This window comes from Mycoplasma sp. Pen4 (assembly GCF_014352955.1).
Lineage (GTDB): Bacteria > Bacillota_I > Bacilli_A > Mycoplasmatales > Metamycoplasmataceae > Mycoplasmopsis.
On record NZ_CP060691.1, the window covers coordinates 575,540 to 594,084 of the forward strand.

General features: G+C 30.6%; 26 protein-coding genes and 3 tRNA genes. 13 read left to right on the forward strand and 16 right to left on the reverse strand.

What is annotated here, in order from left to right:
- The first annotated feature begins 9 nt into the window (after nucleotides 1-9).
- From H9M94_RS02195 to tig, 13 genes are all read left to right on the forward strand, one after another.
- Complete coding sequence (locus H9M94_RS02195) at nucleotides 10-675, forward strand: ribulose-phosphate 3-epimerase (protein ID WP_187469332.1); 666 nt, start codon at nucleotides 10-12, stop codon at nucleotides 673-675.
- 106 nt (nucleotides 676-781) lie between these two features.
- Nucleotides 782-865: transfer RNA gene (locus H9M94_RS02200), tRNA-Tyr, on the forward strand.
- A gap of 4 nt (nucleotides 866-869) precedes the next feature.
- A tRNA-Gln gene (locus tag H9M94_RS02205) sits at nucleotides 870-944 on the forward strand.
- A 101-nt stretch (nucleotides 945-1,045) separates the two neighbouring features.
- Nucleotides 1,046-2,488, forward strand: a complete 1,443-nt coding sequence (gene proS, locus H9M94_RS02210; RefSeq protein WP_187469333.1) for a proline--tRNA ligase — start codon at nucleotides 1,046-1,048, stop codon at nucleotides 2,486-2,488.
- Nucleotides 2,489-2,786: 298 nt separating this feature from the next.
- Nucleotides 2,787-3,179 (forward strand): MG284/MPN403 family protein, encoded by a 393-nt coding sequence (locus H9M94_RS02215; RefSeq protein ID WP_187469334.1) that lies wholly within the window; start codon nucleotides 2,787-2,789, stop codon nucleotides 3,177-3,179.
- A gap of 9 nt (nucleotides 3,180-3,188) precedes the next feature.
- A complete protein-coding gene (locus tag H9M94_RS02220) occupies nucleotides 3,189-4,463 on the forward strand; it encodes an MHO_1580 family protein (protein ID WP_187469335.1) in 1,275 nt (424 codons plus the stop codon).
- Nucleotides 4,432-4,881 carry an MHO_1590 family protein gene (locus tag H9M94_RS02225; RefSeq protein WP_187469336.1) on the forward strand — a complete coding sequence of 150 codons (450 nt, stop codon included), beginning with the start codon at nucleotides 4,432-4,434 and terminating at the stop codon, nucleotides 4,879-4,881. The genes H9M94_RS02220 and H9M94_RS02225 overlap by 32 nt, the downstream gene beginning before the upstream one ends.
- 29 nt (nucleotides 4,882-4,910) lie before the next feature.
- Nucleotides 4,911-5,126 carry a phosphopantetheine-binding protein gene (locus tag H9M94_RS02230; protein WP_187469337.1) on the forward strand — a complete coding sequence of 72 codons (216 nt, stop codon included), beginning with the start codon at nucleotides 4,911-4,913 and terminating at the stop codon, nucleotides 5,124-5,126.
- Between the two features lie 116 nt (nucleotides 5,127-5,242).
- Nucleotides 5,243-5,317: transfer RNA gene (locus H9M94_RS02235), tRNA-Trp, on the forward strand.
- A gap of 88 nt (nucleotides 5,318-5,405) precedes the next feature.
- Entirely contained in the window at nucleotides 5,406-5,846 is a 441-nt protein-coding gene (locus H9M94_RS02240; RefSeq protein ID WP_187469338.1) for a hypothetical protein, read from the forward strand.
- The gene (locus H9M94_RS02245; protein ID WP_187469339.1) at nucleotides 5,846-8,593 is read left to right on the forward strand and encodes an ATP-binding protein; all 2,748 of its coding nucleotides are present in this window, start codon (nucleotides 5,846-5,848) and stop codon (nucleotides 8,591-8,593) included. Before H9M94_RS02240 ends, H9M94_RS02245 begins: the two co-directional genes overlap by 1 nt.
- Before the next feature lie 95 nt (nucleotides 8,594-8,688).
- Nucleotides 8,689-9,696, forward strand: a complete 1,008-nt coding sequence (locus H9M94_RS02250; protein ID WP_187469340.1) for an NAD(P)H-dependent glycerol-3-phosphate dehydrogenase — start codon at nucleotides 8,689-8,691, stop codon at nucleotides 9,694-9,696.
- An 87-nt stretch (nucleotides 9,697-9,783) separates the two neighbouring features.
- The gene (tig, locus tag H9M94_RS02255) at nucleotides 9,784-11,103 is read left to right on the forward strand and encodes a trigger factor (protein WP_187469341.1); all 1,320 of its coding nucleotides are present in this window, start codon (nucleotides 9,784-9,786) and stop codon (nucleotides 11,101-11,103) included.
- Nucleotides 11,104-11,617: 514 nt separating this feature from the next.
- Here tig and rplO read toward each other — a convergent pair.
- From rplO to rplB, 16 genes are read right to left on the reverse strand one after another with little or no spacing between them, the layout of a single operon-like run.
- Nucleotides 11,618-12,052: a 50S ribosomal protein L15 gene (gene rplO, locus H9M94_RS02260; RefSeq protein ID WP_187469861.1), complete on the reverse strand. Its 435-nt coding sequence runs from the start codon at nucleotides 12,050-12,052 to the stop codon at nucleotides 11,618-11,620.
- Nucleotides 12,053-12,059: 7 nt separating this feature from the next.
- On the reverse strand, nucleotides 12,060-12,692 hold the full coding sequence (gene rpsE / locus H9M94_RS02265) for a 30S ribosomal protein S5 (protein WP_187469342.1): 633 nt from the start codon (nucleotides 12,690-12,692) through the stop codon (nucleotides 12,060-12,062).
- Between the two features lies 1 nt (nucleotide 12,693).
- Nucleotides 12,694-13,047: a 50S ribosomal protein L18 gene (gene rplR, locus H9M94_RS02270; RefSeq protein ID WP_187469343.1), complete on the reverse strand. Its 354-nt coding sequence runs from the start codon at nucleotides 13,045-13,047 to the stop codon at nucleotides 12,694-12,696.
- Nucleotides 13,048-13,074: 27 nt separating this feature from the next.
- Nucleotides 13,075-13,614, reverse strand: a complete 540-nt coding sequence (gene rplF, locus H9M94_RS02275; protein WP_187469344.1) for a 50S ribosomal protein L6 — start codon at nucleotides 13,612-13,614, stop codon at nucleotides 13,075-13,077.
- A 10-nt stretch (nucleotides 13,615-13,624) separates the two neighbouring features.
- Nucleotides 13,625-14,020 (reverse strand): 30S ribosomal protein S8, encoded by a 396-nt coding sequence (rpsH, locus tag H9M94_RS02280; RefSeq protein WP_187469345.1) that lies wholly within the window; start codon nucleotides 14,018-14,020, stop codon nucleotides 13,625-13,627.
- A 2-nt stretch (nucleotides 14,021-14,022) separates the two neighbouring features.
- Entirely contained in the window at nucleotides 14,023-14,208 is a 186-nt protein-coding gene (locus H9M94_RS02285) for a type Z 30S ribosomal protein S14 (protein ID WP_187469346.1), read from the reverse strand.
- The gene (gene rplE / locus H9M94_RS02290; RefSeq protein WP_187469347.1) at nucleotides 14,208-14,753 is read right to left on the reverse strand and encodes a 50S ribosomal protein L5; all 546 of its coding nucleotides are present in this window, start codon (nucleotides 14,751-14,753) and stop codon (nucleotides 14,208-14,210) included. Before rplE ends, H9M94_RS02285 begins: the two co-directional genes overlap by 1 nt.
- Nucleotide 14,754: 1 nt before the next feature.
- Nucleotides 14,755-15,087, reverse strand: coding sequence for a 50S ribosomal protein L24 (gene rplX, locus H9M94_RS02295; RefSeq protein WP_222931575.1), 333 nt, complete (start codon nucleotides 15,085-15,087; stop codon nucleotides 14,755-14,757).
- A gap of 17 nt (nucleotides 15,088-15,104) precedes the next feature.
- On the reverse strand, nucleotides 15,105-15,470 hold the full coding sequence (rplN, locus tag H9M94_RS02300) for a 50S ribosomal protein L14 (RefSeq protein WP_187469348.1): 366 nt from the start codon (nucleotides 15,468-15,470) through the stop codon (nucleotides 15,105-15,107).
- Nucleotide 15,471: 1 nt separating this feature from the next.
- Nucleotides 15,472-15,744, reverse strand: coding sequence for a 30S ribosomal protein S17 (gene rpsQ / locus H9M94_RS02305; protein WP_370576695.1), 273 nt, complete (start codon nucleotides 15,742-15,744; stop codon nucleotides 15,472-15,474).
- Nucleotides 15,744-15,935 carry a 50S ribosomal protein L29 gene (gene rpmC / locus H9M94_RS02310; RefSeq protein WP_187469350.1) on the reverse strand — a complete coding sequence of 64 codons (192 nt, stop codon included), beginning with the start codon at nucleotides 15,933-15,935 and terminating at the stop codon, nucleotides 15,744-15,746. The genes rpsQ and rpmC overlap by 1 nt, the downstream gene beginning before the upstream one ends.
- Nucleotides 15,935-16,354: a 50S ribosomal protein L16 gene (gene rplP / locus H9M94_RS02315; RefSeq protein WP_187469351.1), complete on the reverse strand. Its 420-nt coding sequence runs from the start codon at nucleotides 16,352-16,354 to the stop codon at nucleotides 15,935-15,937. The genes rpmC and rplP overlap by 1 nt, the downstream gene beginning before the upstream one ends.
- Nucleotides 16,354-17,007, reverse strand: coding sequence for a 30S ribosomal protein S3 (rpsC, locus tag H9M94_RS02320; RefSeq protein ID WP_187469352.1), 654 nt, complete (start codon nucleotides 17,005-17,007; stop codon nucleotides 16,354-16,356). The genes rplP and rpsC overlap by 1 nt, the downstream gene beginning before the upstream one ends.
- 1 nt (nucleotide 17,008) lies before the next feature.
- Entirely contained in the window at nucleotides 17,009-17,353 is a 345-nt protein-coding gene (gene rplV / locus H9M94_RS02325) for a 50S ribosomal protein L22 (protein WP_187469353.1), read from the reverse strand.
- On the reverse strand, nucleotides 17,353-17,631 hold the full coding sequence (gene rpsS / locus H9M94_RS02330; RefSeq protein WP_187469354.1) for a 30S ribosomal protein S19: 279 nt from the start codon (nucleotides 17,629-17,631) through the stop codon (nucleotides 17,353-17,355). The genes rplV and rpsS overlap by 1 nt, the downstream gene beginning before the upstream one ends.
- Nucleotides 17,631-18,476, reverse strand: a complete 846-nt coding sequence (gene rplB, locus H9M94_RS02335) for a 50S ribosomal protein L2 (RefSeq protein WP_187469355.1) — start codon at nucleotides 18,474-18,476, stop codon at nucleotides 17,631-17,633. Before rplB ends, rpsS begins: the two co-directional genes overlap by 1 nt.
- Between the last annotated feature and the right edge of the window lie 69 nt (nucleotides 18,477-18,545).

The window sequence follows — 18,545 nt, forward strand, 5'->3', positions numbered from 1 at the left end:
AGAAATATTATGAACAAATACGTTACACCAAGTTTATTAAACGTTGACGCTGATAAAAGATTAGATTTGGCTAATACTTTAGTTGAAAATGGTATTAAATGAATCCACTATGATGTTATGGATGGTAAATTTGTACCAAACACAGCTATTCAAGTTGATGAAATTGCAAACATTAATGCAAATGGTGCAAAACACATTAAAGATGCACACTTAATGGTCGTGAACCCTTACGACTATGTGCAAGAAGTAAAAGATATTGTTGATATCATTACATTCCATTTTGAAGCAATTGAAAATGACTTAGATAAATTTGATGAATTCTTAACAAATAACTACCACGAATTAAAAATTGGTTTAGCTATTAAACCAGACACACAAGTAGAAACAATTAAACCATTTTTAGACAGATTAGCACTTGTATTAGTAATGTCTGTTGAACCAGGTAAAGGTGGTCAAAAATTCATGCCAATGGCATTAGATAAAATTGCTAAATTAAAAGAATTAAGAGTTCAAAATCAATATGATTACTTAATTCAAGTTGATGGTGGAATTAATCAAACAACTGGACCTGAATGTTTTGAAGCAGGTGCTGATGCATGTGTTGCTGGAACATATATAGTTGTTGAACCAACAAAAGAAAGAATTGCAACAGTTTTAGGTAAATTTGCTAAATAATAATTTGAAATCCATTTTGGGTTTCATTTTTAATTTTGAGACCGAAAAAAATAATTAAAAAATATTTCTATGTTATCTCCGTTTTTGTTATAATATTTTTGCGTTTGGGGGGATAGCAAAGCGGCCAAATGCGGGTGGCTGTAACCCACTTTCTTAGGATTCGGGGGTTCGAATCCCTCTCCCCCCACCATTGTTGCCCCATAGCCAAGCGGTAAGGCATCGGGTTTTGGTTCCGACATGCGTTAGTTCGAATCTAACTGGGGCAGCCATATCACCTTGAAAAAGGTGTTTTTTTATGCCATTTTTTGCACTTTTTATATTATTTTAACAAATATATACATATAAAAAATTTGCTATAATTCAACTAATTATGAAAAAGGAACTAGATAAAATTACTCCATTAGAACAAGATTTTGCACAATGGTATACAGATGTTGTTCAAAATGGAAAATTAATGATGTATGGACCTTCAAAAGGTTCGATGATATTACTTCCAAATGCTTTCGGAATTTGAGAATTAATCCAAGAACAATTAAATAAAATGTTCAAGGAAAAAGGTGTACAAAACGTTAACTTACCTTTACTAATTCCAGAAGCGTTATTTAACAAAGAAAGGGAACATATTGCGGGCTTTAACCCAGAGTTAGCCACAGTTACAAGAGTAGGAGATAAAGAATTAGATGAAAAACTTTATGTACGTCCTACTTCTGAAGTTTTATTCGCTTATCTATATAAAAACGTAATCAATTCTTACAAAGACTTGCCACTTATTTACAACCAATGAGTAAACGTTGTTCGTTGAGAGAAAACTACTAGACCATTTTTACGTTCAAGAGAATTTTTATGACAAGAAGGTCACACAGTTCACTCTGATCCAAAAGAAGCAAGACAACTTACTAAAGAAATGATTAAACTTTATGCTAAATTCTTACGTAAATATTTAGCTATCCCAACAATAGTTGGTAAGAAAACACCAAACGAAAAATTTGCTGGTGCATGTACTACATATACAATTGAAGCAATGATGAAAGATGGTTTAGCCTTACAAGCAGGTACAAGTCACTACTTAGCTCAAAACTTTTCTAAACCATATGATATTACATTCAAAAATGAAAATAATGAACTTGAATATGTATATCAAACATCGTGAGGTGTAACAACAAGATTAATTGGTGCATTAATTATGACACATGGTGATAATAGAGGTATTATTATTCCACCATTTGTAGCACCTGTTCAAATAGACATTATCGAATTATTTGCAAATAAAGAACCTAAAGTTCATGAAATTGCTTCTGAATTAGAAAAAACATTAGGTCGTAAATTTAGAGTAAGACTTGATGCAAGCGATAAAAACCCTGGTTTCAAAGCTTCAAACTCAGAAATTCAAGGTGTACCAATTAGAATTGAAATTGGTCCACGTGATGCACAAAACGGAACTGTTACAATCGTACGTCGTGATACTTTAGAAAAAGAAGTTATCGCTTTAGACACAGTTAAAAAATATGTTGGTGAATTATTACAAACAATTCATGACAACTTATTATCTCAAGCTGAAGAAAGATTAAACGCAAATAAAATAATGGCTACCGATTATGAAGACTTTAAAAAATTAATCGCACAAAACAAATTTGTTATCGCTCCATTCTGTTGTGGTGAAAAGGCAGAAAAATTCATTAAAGAAGAAACAGGAGCAACTGCTAGATGTGTTCCTTTAACATTTACAAAACCAAATAAATCTGATGGTTGTTTCTTCCCTAAATGTGATAACAAAGACACAAATCGTTATGTAATTTTTGCAAAAGCATACTAATTAGTGTGCTTTTTCTTATATTTTTTTATTTTCTTGAAAAATTAAATTTTTTATCAATTTTTTAGCACTTTTTAACTAGTTGAAAAAACAGTCATAAAACACTGATTCTATGACCTAAAAGTAACGTGAAAAAGTTTTTTTTAAAATTTTGAGTTGCGAAAATATATGATTATAATGGTCAAGTGCGAAAGGAGGAAATATTAAAGACTCACAGGTAACAAGTCACTTTGATGCATATCTGACAAAATTTGTAAAAAATATCAAGAAGTCACTTATTTGTCCGCCAAAAATTTTGAATTTGAAAGTTAATAAGGATGAAGATGAAGAACTTTTTGAAAGACAAAAAGAAGTGTTAGACAAAATATTTGAACTTGAAAAAAAGTACAAAAATTTGTTAAAGAATCAAACGATGATGTTGCTAGCTAAATCGTCCAAAACGGGCAATTCTTCCTTATTAGAACAAGTAGAAATGATCCAAGACCGAATAAATGGAAAGGGCTCGCTTATTTATTTAGCCCTCGCGATGATGAGTGTAGAAAACTCTTGAATGCTTACGCATCTTTATCTAGACGAAGCATCACAACTCGATAAAAAATGATATGAAAAATACTTCTCTAAAACCACTTTTTACAAAAGAAAAAAGGAAGCAATACGAGAATTTATTAATATATATTTTAACTGTCCAATCTAGATTATCACTATGCTAACTTTTTCTCCGGCCATAGTTGATAATGTACGTATTGTAAATGAACGGAAAATCAAAGTAAATACAATCTATCAACTTCCATCAAGCAGTGAAATTTCTAGCAATACTAAAAAACCTGATTTCTATTTAGCTATTGATAGAATTGCAACTGCTGGTTTGGTAGATATAACCTTTGGTTTATTCTCACAACCACTTTATAAATATTCTGAATACAAAAATAATCCACCTATTGCAGTGGATGGCGTCACTAATGTAAATGAATATTTATCGCATAACTATAGAAATATAATTCCTGCTAAATGCTACATATTTGTGAATAGAGAATTAGTTTATACCTATCACAAAGTGTATTTCGATGGCATTATGCATGCTAGAATTCCGTTTAATGATTTAAAACTATCATTTAATAAACTTAATAACATTGTTATTAAATTTCAATTTGATACTCCTGGTAACGAACAACCTCCGATAAAGCTTTACAAAGAATATCAGGTTGTTTTTGCTGAACCCGAAAAAGAATTCCTATCACTTAAAACAGAGGGTTACAGTACACAAATTAAAGTTCCATATTCATATCGTTTTACATTCTATTCGGATAAAACATATAAAAAAGAAGTTTATAACACAAATATTTACTTCAGATTCCCACAGATTAATAATTTTAACTATAATCAAAAATTATTAGATATAACCTATAAAAATGATTACAAAGTGCAAAAGGCACCGATAGAGATTAGACACACTGAATACCCACCTCTTAAGGTGCAAGAAGCATTTTTAGAACCATTCATTGAGAAAGAAAAGCTTTCTGCTGAATTAATAGATAAACATTATTCATCTAATGTTTACATAAATAATGATGTAGATATGGTTTCGAAAACTGCTGCAGTTTACTTAAACGACTACTTAACAACTAATGAGAAAGAAATCTCGATTTCAAAAAGCTCAGCTACAAATTCTCAAAAATCATTAAAAATTCCATTTAAATATAACGGTGAATTTAATCTTGGTTTCAAATTTGTTTCACCCTATTTTGATTTGATGTTGTCTAAATCGTATAAAGTTGAAGGAAGTTCTAAAAACTTCAACTCAAAGAATAAGACACTGCAAATAATAGAGAAAAATCAAAATGAATTTAACTATGAAAATCTACGTTTTATGATTAAACTTAATACTGCGCTTGACTTCCTTAAGAAATCAGAATTCGACTTTTTAGACTATGCTGTAGATTTAAACTATGGTCTCAGAAACAAAGAAGAAGAAAATTAAACTTCTTGCGATAATTGCTTCTATTATCATTCTATGCTTTAGTACATTTTTCTTGGTAAGTAATACTTTAAGCATACAAAAATCAGATAACACCACTATTATTGAACGTGAAAAACTACCAAGTGAAAAAATTAAACCTAAAAATGACGATATTCCTAAAAAGATTGGAACAGTATTTCCTATTCTTGATCATTCCTATTTTGAGCAATTTGTCAAGAAAGATTCATCTGAAAGAAAATATCTAGATGATGACATAATAAAAGAAATTCTTAAGGACATTGTACGTAGATTAAAAAGTTATGAAGGCAACTTATTGTTTGACTATAACAAAATTAACGACCAGCACTATATTTTGTACATGAGATATGTAAATGGTGCTAACTCAGAAGAGAAAAATTATGAGATTTTTCTTGAATAATTATTGAAAAAGTTTAATATAAAAACACTATGAATAATAATCAAGAAACAATCTTAAACGAATTAAAAAAGATTTCTAAAAAGAAAAACTTAAGTCTTGATGATAAGGTCAGAGAGCTTGGAATTGACTCGCTAGATATGGCAGAGCTATTATTCGAAGCCGAAGAAAAATTCGGTGTCACAATTTCAGATGAACAACTTACATCAATTAATACAATTTCAGACGTTTTAGAAATTTTTAAATAATTAAAGCCATTCACTATGTGGATGGTTTCTTTTAGCACTTAACCATAGTGTTATAAGTATAAAAATTATTTTATCATTCACTCTATTTTATAGTATAATAATTTCATAAATGCGATAGGAGTATAGTTCAACGGTAGAACAACGGGCTTCAACCCCGTGTGTTGTGGGTTCGAATCCTGCTACTCCTGCCATTTTTTTATACACTTTTTTATCAATTACAAACTATTGTCTACTTGTTTTTGCATCTGTATGATTATTAATATTGATAAAATATACTATATGAATAATAAAAATGATAAAAATATAGAAATATTGAAATATTTTCGTTTAATTACTAAAAAAATGGAAGATATAACGAATTTATCAAACTTAAAAAAAGAAAGAGATCAAAAGGATAAAGAAGAAAAAGAGAGAGAAGAAAAAGAAAAAGACTTTTCACACCATTATTTTCAATATAATGAAATCTTCATTAAGAATAATTTAAAAATATCAAAAAATACCATTGAAAAATTACAATTTATTACAAAAGGATGCAAAAAAGATGAACATGAATTAGTAGCAGCTTTAGCACTAAAAAGAAATATTAAGAATGATGAACAGAATGAAGATATTTCTTTTTGAAAAAACGATATTACTTCACCTGACCTAGATCTAGTTTATAATAATATAACTGCTAGTGTATTTTTGGTTTCACATTTAAAAATAATGAGGAAACACTAATGCTTAATGACGAAAATAACCCATATTATAAATATATTTGGTTCGGTAAAAATAAATTGTTAGATGAAAATATTAATCCATATGATTTTGAGTTTAATCAAATGTGGGAATGAAATAAAGAAATAAGTATTTTTGCTAGTAATCAGAGAAAATGAAAGGAATACAGCGAAAAACTAAAAGAAATATTTTTCAAGATAACTAAAGAAGATTTAGAAAAAGTTGTTAATGCACATAGAGAATATAACGAGCCATTAATTAACTATGACATTTTGATTGTTGATATTTGTTCGCATACTGGAACGAATATGCATTTAAATGTTGCATACAATGAAAGTGTGAATGACAATAAGAAACACCTATACAATAGAGGTTTACTTCAAAATATTTTATCTGCCAATAAAAATCATAACCCCAAAATATATAAAGTATATGGTGAGCCGAAAGATTTTGATAGTTATATTGAGGATTACAAAAAACACGTAGGAACTTTTCTGCCACATAATGGAGAAACAAATATAAGTCTTTCCGACTCACAAAAAGAAGCAATTTTAGTAACTTCGCAAATGGAAAAAGAAGTTCTCGCAATTAGTGGGCCGCCAGGAACTGGAAAAACAACTCTTCTGAAATCAATTATTGCCAATGAGATTGTTAGTTCAATTATCAATAATGATAAACCAAAACCTCCTTTTATCGTTTGTACTTCCACAAACAATGAGGCTGTAAAAAATATCATCAGGTCCTTAAAATTAAGTGATAACAATGGATGACAAAAGAAATTTATTTTAAATAGCACAAATGAGTTGGGAATTAATTTATTCAAGAATACTTTTGCGTTTTATTTTGCATCAGCTGAATATTTACCAGAAAATGATCCAATACTCGAAATTGCCCAAACATTTGAAGAATCAGGCATAATACCTAGTGTTTTATTTGAGTTAAATCAAAAATTAAATGCAGATGAAGTTGAAAAAATAGAAAAAAATATACGAGAATATCTAATGAATATCGGTTATAGTCAAAAGGATATTAATTTTGGTAGGGGTAAAGACTTACAAAATCTCATAAAAAATGTAATGATCAATTTAATAGATTTAATGAACAAAATATTTGACTTACTAAAAAATATTAATAAATTCAACGATTTCAATGTTCTGAATGATGAGATGAATAAAATTTCTCTAAAACTCAAAAAGATCGATTCACTTGATATTAATAAAAAAAGTATTAAAGATTTTAAATTCTCTAAAATCAAATCAATGTTTTCAAAAAAATATAGATTACATAAAATAGAAGAATTTAACAAAATATTATCTAATGATGCAAAATTAAAGGGTGTTGATATTGCATATATTAAACACTCTAATTCTATTAAGAAAAATCTTTCGAATTGATTTGATTTCTTTACCTATGAAAAAGAAAAATATTTAAATGAGTTTAAAAATAAATCATTTAAAAAAGAAAAGATAAAAGAAGAATTAATTGAATTAGAAAAAATAATTAACTATGTAGAAGAACATTGATATAACTACGGAAAATTAAAAGAAGAAATTAGCAAATTGCGTTATATAGACTTTGATACTCAAAACAAAGTTAATATTGTGAAAAATATTGATAAGGTTCTTGATTATTCAATTAGAAACGAATGTTTTTGACTTGGTGTTCATTATTATGAATTAGGTTTTATTAGGGAACTAAAATATTTTAACGAATATGTTTTAGGTAGCGATGCAAGTAAATATGATTGACAAAATGAAACAAAAAGAACTAAAATAATAGAATTATTGTGTCATTTATTTCCAGTATTCACTACAACATGCCATAAATTACCGAAACTTTTTAAAATTAAGAAAAAGAATGGTACATATTACATGAAAAAGAATGCTGATCTATTAATAGTAGACGAAGCAGGTCAAATTTCTAATAATATTGGATTACTATCATTTGCTTTTGCTGATAAAGCAGTTGTGGTTGGTGATGAAAAACAAATATCGCCCGTTTATGATATTGATAATGAATATGAGGAAAAAATATTCGAATTGCTCAGACCTCTTTCTGAATTCGATAATGATTTTTACACATTAAGCAAGAACAACATAATGTCTCTTGCTAAGAATGTAAGTAATTATTCTTTTGATGAAAATGAAAAAGGAATGATGTTACGTGAACACAGACGTTGTGTTAACGAAATCATCGAGATTTGTAATGAATTATGTTATGAGGGTAAATTAAAAGCATTTAGAGGCGATTTTAATACTAAATGTAAGAATAATCCTATCAATTATGCTTTAAAGTTTATTGATAGAGGAAACTCTAATGCCGAAAAGAAAAAACAAAGTAAAATAAATACTTTCGAAGCTTATGCTATTTCAGAATGAATTAAAAATAACATGCAAAATTTCAATGATATTAAAGAAGAATTGTGCATAATCACACCTTTTAAAGAGCAAGAGAAACTTATTAAGAAAAAATTAGAAAACATCGTCGGATCAAATGCATTAAATATAGGAACGGTACATAAATTTCAAGGTGGTGAGAAAAAAATAGTTATTTTCAGTACTGTTTATGGACCTAATGACAAAGGGGCATTTTTAAAAACTAATATTGATTTAATAAATGTCGCAATTAGTAGAGCAAAGGATACTTTTATTGTTTTTGGTTCAAGAGAATTTATGGAAAAACAAAATCCTAATAGTCCATTAGGAATAATTTATAAACATATTATTGAATATGAAAATAATCACAAATAACAATTATTAAACCTATGTTTGTACCTTACACATAGGTTTTTTAGTTATATTTTTTAACAGAAAAAGAATATAAAATTTAGTAAAATTATATTAATATGAATAACAATCAGAAAACATGGGGTGTTCTTGGTACAGGAGCATTCGGGAGCGCATTAGCTAATGTACTTACAAAAAACGGACATGAAGTTTTAATGTATGGAATCGCACAAGATGAAATAGATGATATTAACTCAGGATGCAATAGAAAATTCTTTAATGAAACCAAATTTGCAAACGAGCATTTAATTAGTGCAACAAATAACTTAGAAACTTTCTTAAATAAAGTAAATACTGTTATTTTAGCAGTTCCATCTATAGCTGTAGAACCATTATTAAAACAAGTTTGTCAAATATTAGGAGATAGACAAATTGATTTAGTTAATTTATCTAAAGGTTTAGAACCAAAAACTAAAGAATTCTTTTCTAAATATATTAATTCTAATTTTGGTAAAAACATTTCAAATTTTGCTTCAATTATGGGACCGTCATTCGCTATTGAAGTATTTAATCAAAAATTAACAATGGTTAATATTGTGGGTAGAAACTTAGAATTTAATCAATCAATTGCAAAAGACTTAAATAATGAGTTTTTCTACGTTAAACCATATAGCGATATTTCCGGAGCAGAATTATTCTCAGCTTTAAAAAATGTTTTAGCAATTGGAATGGGTATTTGTTCTATATTATATCCAGGACAAAATTCACATGCTGGACTTTTAACACTTGGAACAAGTGAAATATATCAAGTTTATAAATCTATTTATCCAGAAGGTGAATGTACAATTGGTTACCATTTTTCATCAATTGGAGATATTTTCTTAACTTGTTCATCAACTACAAGTAGAAACTTTACATTTGGTACACAGATTGCCAAATTAGGTATAGATCAAGCATTAAAAGAGCAAAAATTAACAATTGAAGGTTATGACACTGCTAAAACTTTAGTTAAATTAATTAACGAATTCAACATCCAAGACATACCATTTTTAAGAAACATAACTGAGATTCTTTTCGATCATAAAGATCACAATTTGATTTTAGATATGTTTAAAAAATCAATATAAAAAACAATAAAAACAATGTAAAATATTAATAATAAATTTTATATATAAGAGTTTGTTTAATAAAAACAAGTTCTGAAAGGTTGTAAAATGCAAAAAATTAAACACACAGTAAACAATGAAAAAGCTGAATTAACAGTTAGCTACTTAGTTGAAAAGGAAGTTTTTGATAAAAAACTTGAAGAAAACTTAGAAGCACTTGCTAAAAATGTAAAAATCAAAGGTTACAGAGCTGGTACAGCACCAATCGAAAAACGTAAACAAGCTGTAAACCCAGATAAATTATTTGAAGTAACAGCAAGATACTTTAACGATATTCACTCAAAAGATATTTTTGAATACATTAAAAACGAAAAAATCGAAATTAGTTCATACCCATTTGTATCATTCGACTTGAAAGAAGAAGGTTTCATGATTGAATTCAAATTCATCATTCAACCTAAATTTGATGAAGCAGATATGTCAAAATTCACATACGAATATAAAGACATTAAAGCAACAGAAAAAGATATCGAAGATGCTATTAAAGAACTTGAAACAAACCTTTCTACTGAATTAGAAATCAAAGAAGGAACAACATTAGAAGGAGATAAAGTAATTATCGACTTTAAAGGTTTCATTGATGATGAAGCATTCGAAGGTGGGGAAGCAAAAGGATACGCTTTAACATTAGGATCTAAAACATTTATTAATGGTTTTGAAGATCAATTAGTTAACAAAGAAATTGGTTGAGAAGGTGACGTGGTTGTTACATTCCCACAAGATTACTTTGTAAAAGAATACAGAGGAAAAGAAGCAGTATTCCAAGTTAAAATCAACTCAGTAAGAAGAGCAAACCCTGTTAAATTAACTGATGAAGTTATTAAAGGATTTAATGATCCAAAAATTTCTTCAGTTGAAGAATTTAAAGCAACACTTGCTGAAAACATTAAAGTTAGAAAATTCATTGAAAACAATGTTGAATTCTACACATCAGTTGTTGATCAATTAATCGAAAACGCTAATCCAGTTGTTCATGAAAAATTACTTGAACCATTCAAAGCAGAAAGCAAAAAACAATTCGAAAACTCATTAAAACAATATGGTATTAAAAAACAAGAATACTTACACTTAATCAAATCAACAGAAGATGATTTAGATAAAGAATTCGAAAAAGAAGCTTTAAAACAAGTATTAAAAATGGAAGCTCACAAATTCTTAACACGTACATTCAAAGTTGAAGCAACAGAAGATCAAATTAAAACATTTACAGATGAATTTGTTAAATTTGGTTTTGGAGCAAATGAAGCAGCTAACTTTGTAAACTCATCATTAAGAATGTCATTAATCCTTGCTAAATTCAAACCAGAATTAGCTGAAAAATTAGAAAAAGATTTTGTTGAACTTACACAATCAAAAGAAGAAAAATAATTCATATAAGAGAATTGCGAAAGCAATTCTTTTTTTATGTCTTTCAATCATTTTAGGGAGATAGAAAATTAAATAGGTTAACACCTATTTTTAGTACTTTTACTTTTAAAACAAAACAAGACAAATTAAAGATGATCAGTTATAAATTGTAGACTAATGTTAAATTAGATTTAGATTATCATGCTTTAAAATGAATAGTTTATTACAAAAGAATAACTAGGAACATTAAGAGGTTAAGAAACACTAATAACACATGCTTATAGGCATTGAACAAAGTAAGTAATGATAATCTACATCTTTGTGATTTTAGTCTCTATAAAGCGACTTAATGATATATTTATCAACTTCTAACTAGTTAAATTAAGCTTGGTTTATCATGTGAATGGAGAAATTAAAAAAAACTACTTCAATTATTACGTTGTTGAAGTAGTTATTAAGATCTATATCCCTTTATAAAGGCATAAAAAAATAAAGACATTTATTATGCATGTCTTTATTTTGAAGTTATTAGTTATTATAATTCTACTACTTGTCCACCAGCTGCTTCAACTGCTGCTTTAGCTGTTGCAGATGCTTTGTGTACGTAAATAGTAACATTTTTTGTAAGTGTTCCGTTTCCTAAAAGTTTAACTGGTGTAGTTTTCTTAATAAGACCTGAATCAAATAAGTTTTCAAAAGTAATTGTGTCTCCAGCATTGAAACGAGCTTCGATATCTTTTAAGTTAACAACTTGGTATTCGATGTGGTTTACATTTGTAAATCCACGTTTACCAATTCTACGGAATCAAGGAGTTTGTCCCCCTTCGAATCCTAATCTGTGTCCTTTACGTTTGTTTTGACCTGATTGTCCCTTACCTGCTTGTTTTCCTTTACCTGCTGCGTGTCCACGACCTTTACGGTGTTTTTCTGGTCTTGAACCTTCTGCGTATGATAATGTGTGTAATTTAATAGCCATATTATTCAAAGTCCTTTACTTGTTTATCTCTGATGTCAGCGATTTCTTCAACTGTTCTAAGTTGTTGTAAAGCTTTAACTGTTGCTTTAACAACGTTAGCTTTTGAACGTGATCCGTATGTTTTTGTAACAATGTCGGTGTAACCTGCTAATTCAACAACGGCACGAACTGTACCAGAAGCGATAAGTCCTTTTCCTTTTGGAGCTGGTTTTAATAATACACGTGATGCAAGGAATTTAGCTTTGATTTCGTGAGGGATTGTTCCATTTACAAGCGGTACGTTAACAAGGTTGTTTTGAGCGTCTTTAATAGCTTTTTTAATTGCATCTGGAACTTCGTTTGCTTTACCGTGTCCAAATCCAACGCTACCTTTTTTGTTTCCTACAACAACGAATGCTGAGAAACTAAATCTTCTTCCACCTTTAACAACTTTTGTAACACGTGCAATGTCAACAACTTTTTCTGAGTATTCAGATTCAAATTTTTGGTTACGTGATCTTCTTGGACCACCATTACGTCTTGGACGGTTGTTGTTATCTGATTTATCGTGAGGTTTTCTAACTGTTCTAACAGCTTTTTTAGCTGTAACTTCTTGTGTACCTGTTACAGTAACTTTTTCTTGTTGTTTTTCCATATTAGAATTTAACTCCTTCTGCTCTTACTGCTTCTGCAAATGCTTTAACACGTCCGTGGTAAATGTATCCACCACGATCGAATACTACTTCTGTAACTCCAAGAGCTTTGATTTTTTGTCCCATTACTTTACCTAATTCTGCTGCAGCTGCTACGTTACCTGCGTATTTTCCACCTTTAACAAGTGTTGTAACGCTAGCTAATGTAACACCTTTTGTGTCGTCGATTAATTGTGCATAAAAGTTTTGGTGTGATTTGAAAACGTTTAAACGTGGTTTTGATGCTGTACCAAAAATGTTTTGACGAAGACGTGTGTGTTTAATTTTTCTAGCTTGATTTCTTGATTTAGCTTTCATATTTTTCACCTAATAGCATCTAAATTATTATTTAGAAGCCGTTTTCCCTTCTTTACGTCTGATTTGTTCACCTTTGTATGCAATACCTTTACCTGAGTAAACGTTAGGTTTTCTAATTGCACGAACGACTGCTGCAAAATGTCCAACTTTTTCTTTGTCGATTCCGAAAACTGAAACTTCTGTTGGTTTAGCAACTGTAACTGTAACTTCTGCTGGAACTTGTTTTGATACTGGGTGGCTATATCCAGCGTTAACTACAAGAGTTTCACCTCTTAATTCAGCTTTGTACCCAACCCCTTTGATTTCAAGGTCGATACGGAAACCTTCTGATACACCTTTGATCATGTTTGCTAAAAGTGCATTAGTTGTTCCGTGTAATTGTTTTGTGTGCTTTTCTTCGTTAGCACGAGTTGTTGTAACTTGGTCATTTTCTACTGTAATTGTAATTAAAGGATTGAAGGTTCTTGTTAATGTTCCATGTTTTCCTGAAACTGTTGCTGTGTTTCCTTCTAAAGTAACTGTTGTACCTTGAGGGATTGTAATAACACGATTTCCAACACGTGACATATATACCTACCTATCAAATGTAAGCGATGATTTCACCACCCACATTTTCCTTCTTGGCGTTTGAACCTGTCATAAGACCTTTTGATGTAGAAATAATAACTGTACCAAATCCTGATAAAACTGTAGGAATTTCATCTGCTTTAACGTAAACTCTAAGACCTGGTTTTGAAACTCTCTTGAAGTCAACGATTGCTGATTTGTTCTTTTTGTATTTTAATGTAACAACAATAGCTTTTTCGACACCTTCTCCTGTTACAGAGTAAGATGCAATGTACCCTTCTTCTAAAATAAGCTTAACAATTGCTTCTTTTTTAGCAGAATAAGGAATTGAAACTGTTTTATGTTTTCTAATGTTAGCGTTCTTAATACGAACAACTAAGTCTGAAATTGGATCTGTAATAAACATAATTATCAACTCGCTTTCTTAATACCTGGAATTTTACCTTCGTGTGCAAGGTTTCTGAAACAAATACGGCATACTTTGTATTTTCTTAAAACTGAATGTGGACGTCCACATAATTCACAACGTGTGTAAGCACGTGTAGAAAACTTAGGTTGACGTTTTGCTTTTTCGATTAATGCTTTTCTCGCCATTATTTAGCTCCTTTTTTTTCAAATGGTACACCTAAAGATTCAAGTAATGTTCTTGCTTCTTCATTTGTTTTAGCTGTTGTTACAATAATAACGTCAAGTCCTTTAATTCTACGAATTTTATCGAACTCGATTTCTGGGAAGATGATTTCTTCTTTAATTCCTAAGTTGTAGTTTCCTCTTCCGTCGAATGCTTTAGGATTTGCACCACGGAAATCACGGATACGTGGCATTGCCACATTGATTAATTTATCTAAGAATTCTCACATTCTTTCTCTACGAAGAGTAACTTTACCCCCCATAGGCATTCCTTCACGAAGTTTTCATGAAGCGTTTGATTTCTTAGCTTTTGTTTGGAAAGGTTTTTGAGATGAAATAAGTGTTAACTCATTTAAAACTTCTTCGATTGCTTTAGAGTTGTTGATTTCTTTACCAGCTGTCATGTTTAAAACAACTTTTTCGATTCTTGGAACTTCCATTGATGATTTGTATTGGTATTTTTCTTTTAAAGCAGGTACTGCTTTTTCTAAATAAACGTTTTTGAGCATATTAAATTTCCTTTTCAGTCTTTCTAGCAACTCTTACTTTGTTACCTTTATCATCAAATTTGAATCCAATTTTTGATCTTTGAGCAGCTTTGTCTTTTGAAGCTTTCTTAACTAAGAAAGCGATGTTTGATACGTGGATTGGAGCTTCTTTTTCTGTAATTGAACCATCTTGGTTTTGTTGTGTAGGCTTGTTGTGTTTTTTAATAATGTTAAGGTCTTTAACGATAACTCTGTTTTCTTTACGTAACACTCTTTCGATTGTTCCGATTCTTCCCTTTTCTTTTCCTGCGATTACAATAACTTCGTCGTTTTTCTTGAATTTAATTTTGTTCATAATTTCTAACTCCTTGATTAAAGTACTTCCGGTGCAAGTGAAACGATTTTAGGGAATTTTTCACGTAATTCACGTGCTACTGGACCGAACACACGTGTTCCACGTGGTGTAAGATCTTCTTTAATAATAACAACTGCGTTATCGTCGAAACGGATGTATGAACCATTGTTACGGTGAACACCGTATGATGATCTAACAACAACCGCTTTAACAACTTGACCTTCTTTTACCATTCCGTTTGGAATAGCTTTTTTAACTGAACATACAATGATATCACCGATATTTGCCACTTTTTTCTTTGAACCACCTAAAATACGGATAACACCGATTTCTTTAGCACCTGAGTTATCTGCAACGGTTGCACGTGATAATTCGTGTAACATATTAGTTTTGTCCTTCTCTTGCAGCTTGTTTTACTGAAACAAGTCTGAAACGTTTTGTTTTTGAAAGTGGTCTTGTTTCCATAATAACAACAAAGTCATTTAATTTTGCAACTTCGTTTTCATCATGAACGGCAAATCTTTTTGTTGATTTGTAACGTTTTGAGTATAATGGGTGTTTTTTGTATGTATCTACAGCAACGATGATAGTTTTTGCTGTTTTACCAGCAGAAACAACTGTACCTACTAATGTTTTTCTTGTGTTTCTTTCCATAATTATTTAGCTCCTTTTTCATTTAAAGCTGTTAAAACTTTAGCAATATCTTTTCTGATACTTGCGATTTTATGTGTTTCTTTTAAATCACCTGTTACATTTCTATATCTTAAAGTAAATAATTCAGCTTTTAAATCAGCAACTAATTGTAATAATTCATCAACTGATTTGTTTTTTAAATCTTTATAAAGCATTATTTATCTCCTTCTCTTTTAACGATTCTTCATTTAACAGGTAATTTGTGTCCAGCTAAACGTAAAGCATCACGTGCTACGTCTTCTGGAACTCCTCCAACTTCAAACATCATTGTGTTTACTTTAACTGCTGCGTATCATACATCAGGTGTTCCTTTCCCTGATCCCATACGAACTCCAATTGGTTTAGAAGTTTTTGAATGGTGAGGGAAAATACGGATAATAACGTCCCCTTCACGACCCATTCTACGTGTAGCAGCAATACGAGCTGATTCAATTTGACGTGATGTAATTCAAGCTGATGTTGTAGCTTGAAGTCCAAACTCACCAAATGCTACTGTATTACCTTTTGTAGCTTTACGTTTGTCGTGTCTTACAAGGAATGGTTTTCTATATTTAGTTCTTTTTGGTTGAAGCATTATTTATTTTCTCCTTCCAAAATTTCACCTAATGATACTCAAACTTTAACTCCGATAGCTCCGTAAGTTGTTCTAGCTGTAGCTGTAGCGTAATCAACATTTTGTCTAAGTGTATGAAGTTTCATTTCACCTTCTGAGTAACCTTCTGTACGAGCCATGTCAACTCCGTTAAGACGTCCAGAAACTGCTGTTTTAATTCCTGTAGCCCCAGCACGCATTGCGCTTCTAATAGCGATTTTTTGTGCTGAACGGAAGCTTTCACGGTTCTCTAATTTTGTTGCAATCATTTCTGCAAGTAATCTTGCATTTAAATCAGGTTTTTTAAGTTCTAAAACTTGAATGTTTAAGTTTATGTTGCTGTTTTTGATGAATTTTTGTAATTTTACTGTTAATTCTTGAATGTTTTTACCTTCTTGACCTAAGATGGCTGCTGGTTTAGCTGTGTGAACTAAAACTGTAACTTTGTTTTCTCTGTTACGTTTTACTTCAACTTTTCCAATTTGGTATTGACGTACTAACTTATCGAAAAATTTGTAGATTTTTTGGTCTTCAACTAAATATGTACCAAATTTATCTTTATCAGCAAATCATGTTGTGTTATGTGCTTTTGTAACTCCGTAACGGAATCCATTAGGATTAACTTTTTGTCCCATATTAATTTCTCTCCTCTAATACTACTGATAAGTTTGATGTACGTTTTAAGATTGAGTATGCACGACCTTGACTTCTAGGTTGGAATCTCTTAAGAGTTGGACCTTCATTTACATATACTTCTTTAACAAATAATTTAGTTGCTTCCATACCGTGGTTGTTTGTAGCGTTAGCAACTGCAGAGTTTAATAACTTGATGAAAATAGGAGCAGATTTTTTAGAAGTATTGTGTAAAATCCCTAAAGCGATTGTTACATCTTTACCTCTGAATAAGTTAGCAACTAATTTAGCTTTTGAAACACTAACTCTTTGTAATTTTACGTGTGCTTTTGCTTGTCTATTTGCCATTATTTTTTCTTCCCTTTATCTGCACCATGACCTGTGTAAGTTCTTGTAGGTGCAAATTCTCCTAATTTGTGTCCAACCATATCATCTGTTACGTAAACTTCGATAAATTGTTTACCGTTGTGAACAGCGAATGTTAATCCCACGAATGATGGGAAAATTGTTGAACGTCTTGATCAAGTTTTAATTGGTTTTTTAGGTGCTTTTCCTTCAACGATAGCATCTACTTTTTTAAGTAAGTGATCGTCTGCGAATGGACCTTTTTTAAGACTACGTGCCATTATTTAGCATCCTTTCTTCTTCTGATGATTAATTTGTTAGAAGATTTCTTAGTTTTTCTTGTCTTAACTCCAAGAGCTTTCTTACCTCATGGAGTAAGAGGGGCTTTACGACCAACTGGTTGTTTCCCTTCCCCTCCCCCATGTGGGTGGTCTACAGGGTTCATAACTGATCCACGTACTGTAGGTCTAATACCTTTGTGTCTGTTAATTCCAGCTTTTCCAACATTAACAAGTAAGTGTTCTTCGTTACCTACAACACCAATTGTTGCACGACAACGAGCTAAGATACGACGTGTTTCACCTGATTTTAATCTTAACACTACGTATTTTCCGTTTTCATCTTTACCTAAGATTTGTGCTGATGTCCCTGCACTACGTGCAATGATACCACCACCTCCAGGTTGCATTTCAATATTGTGTACGAATGTACCTTCAGGAATATTAGCAAGTGGTAAAGCGTTACCAACAATGATATCTGCTTCCGGTCCTGAAATAACTGTTTGTCCTAATTTAATACCTTTAGGAGCAAGGATGTATCTTTTTTCTCCATCTGCGTATGCTAATAAACAAATGTTTGCTGATCTGTTTGGATCATATTCAATTGTTTTTACTAACGCAGGGATGTTATCTTTATTACGTTTAAAGTCTACAAGTCTGTAGAATCTTTTAACACGCCCTCCGTGATGTCTAACTGTAATCTTACCTTGGTTGTTACGTCCAGCGTGGTTTTTTAAATTCACTAAAAGTGATTTTTCTGGAGCGTGACCTGATAAGTTTTGTCTAAAATCAAGAGAAGACATGTTTCTACGACCATTTGTAGTTGGCTTATAATGTTTAATTGCCATATTGTCTTTTCTCCTTTGCTTAAAAATAGTTGCGGTTCTTTCTTTTAAGCAAGCTATGCCGCATTTATA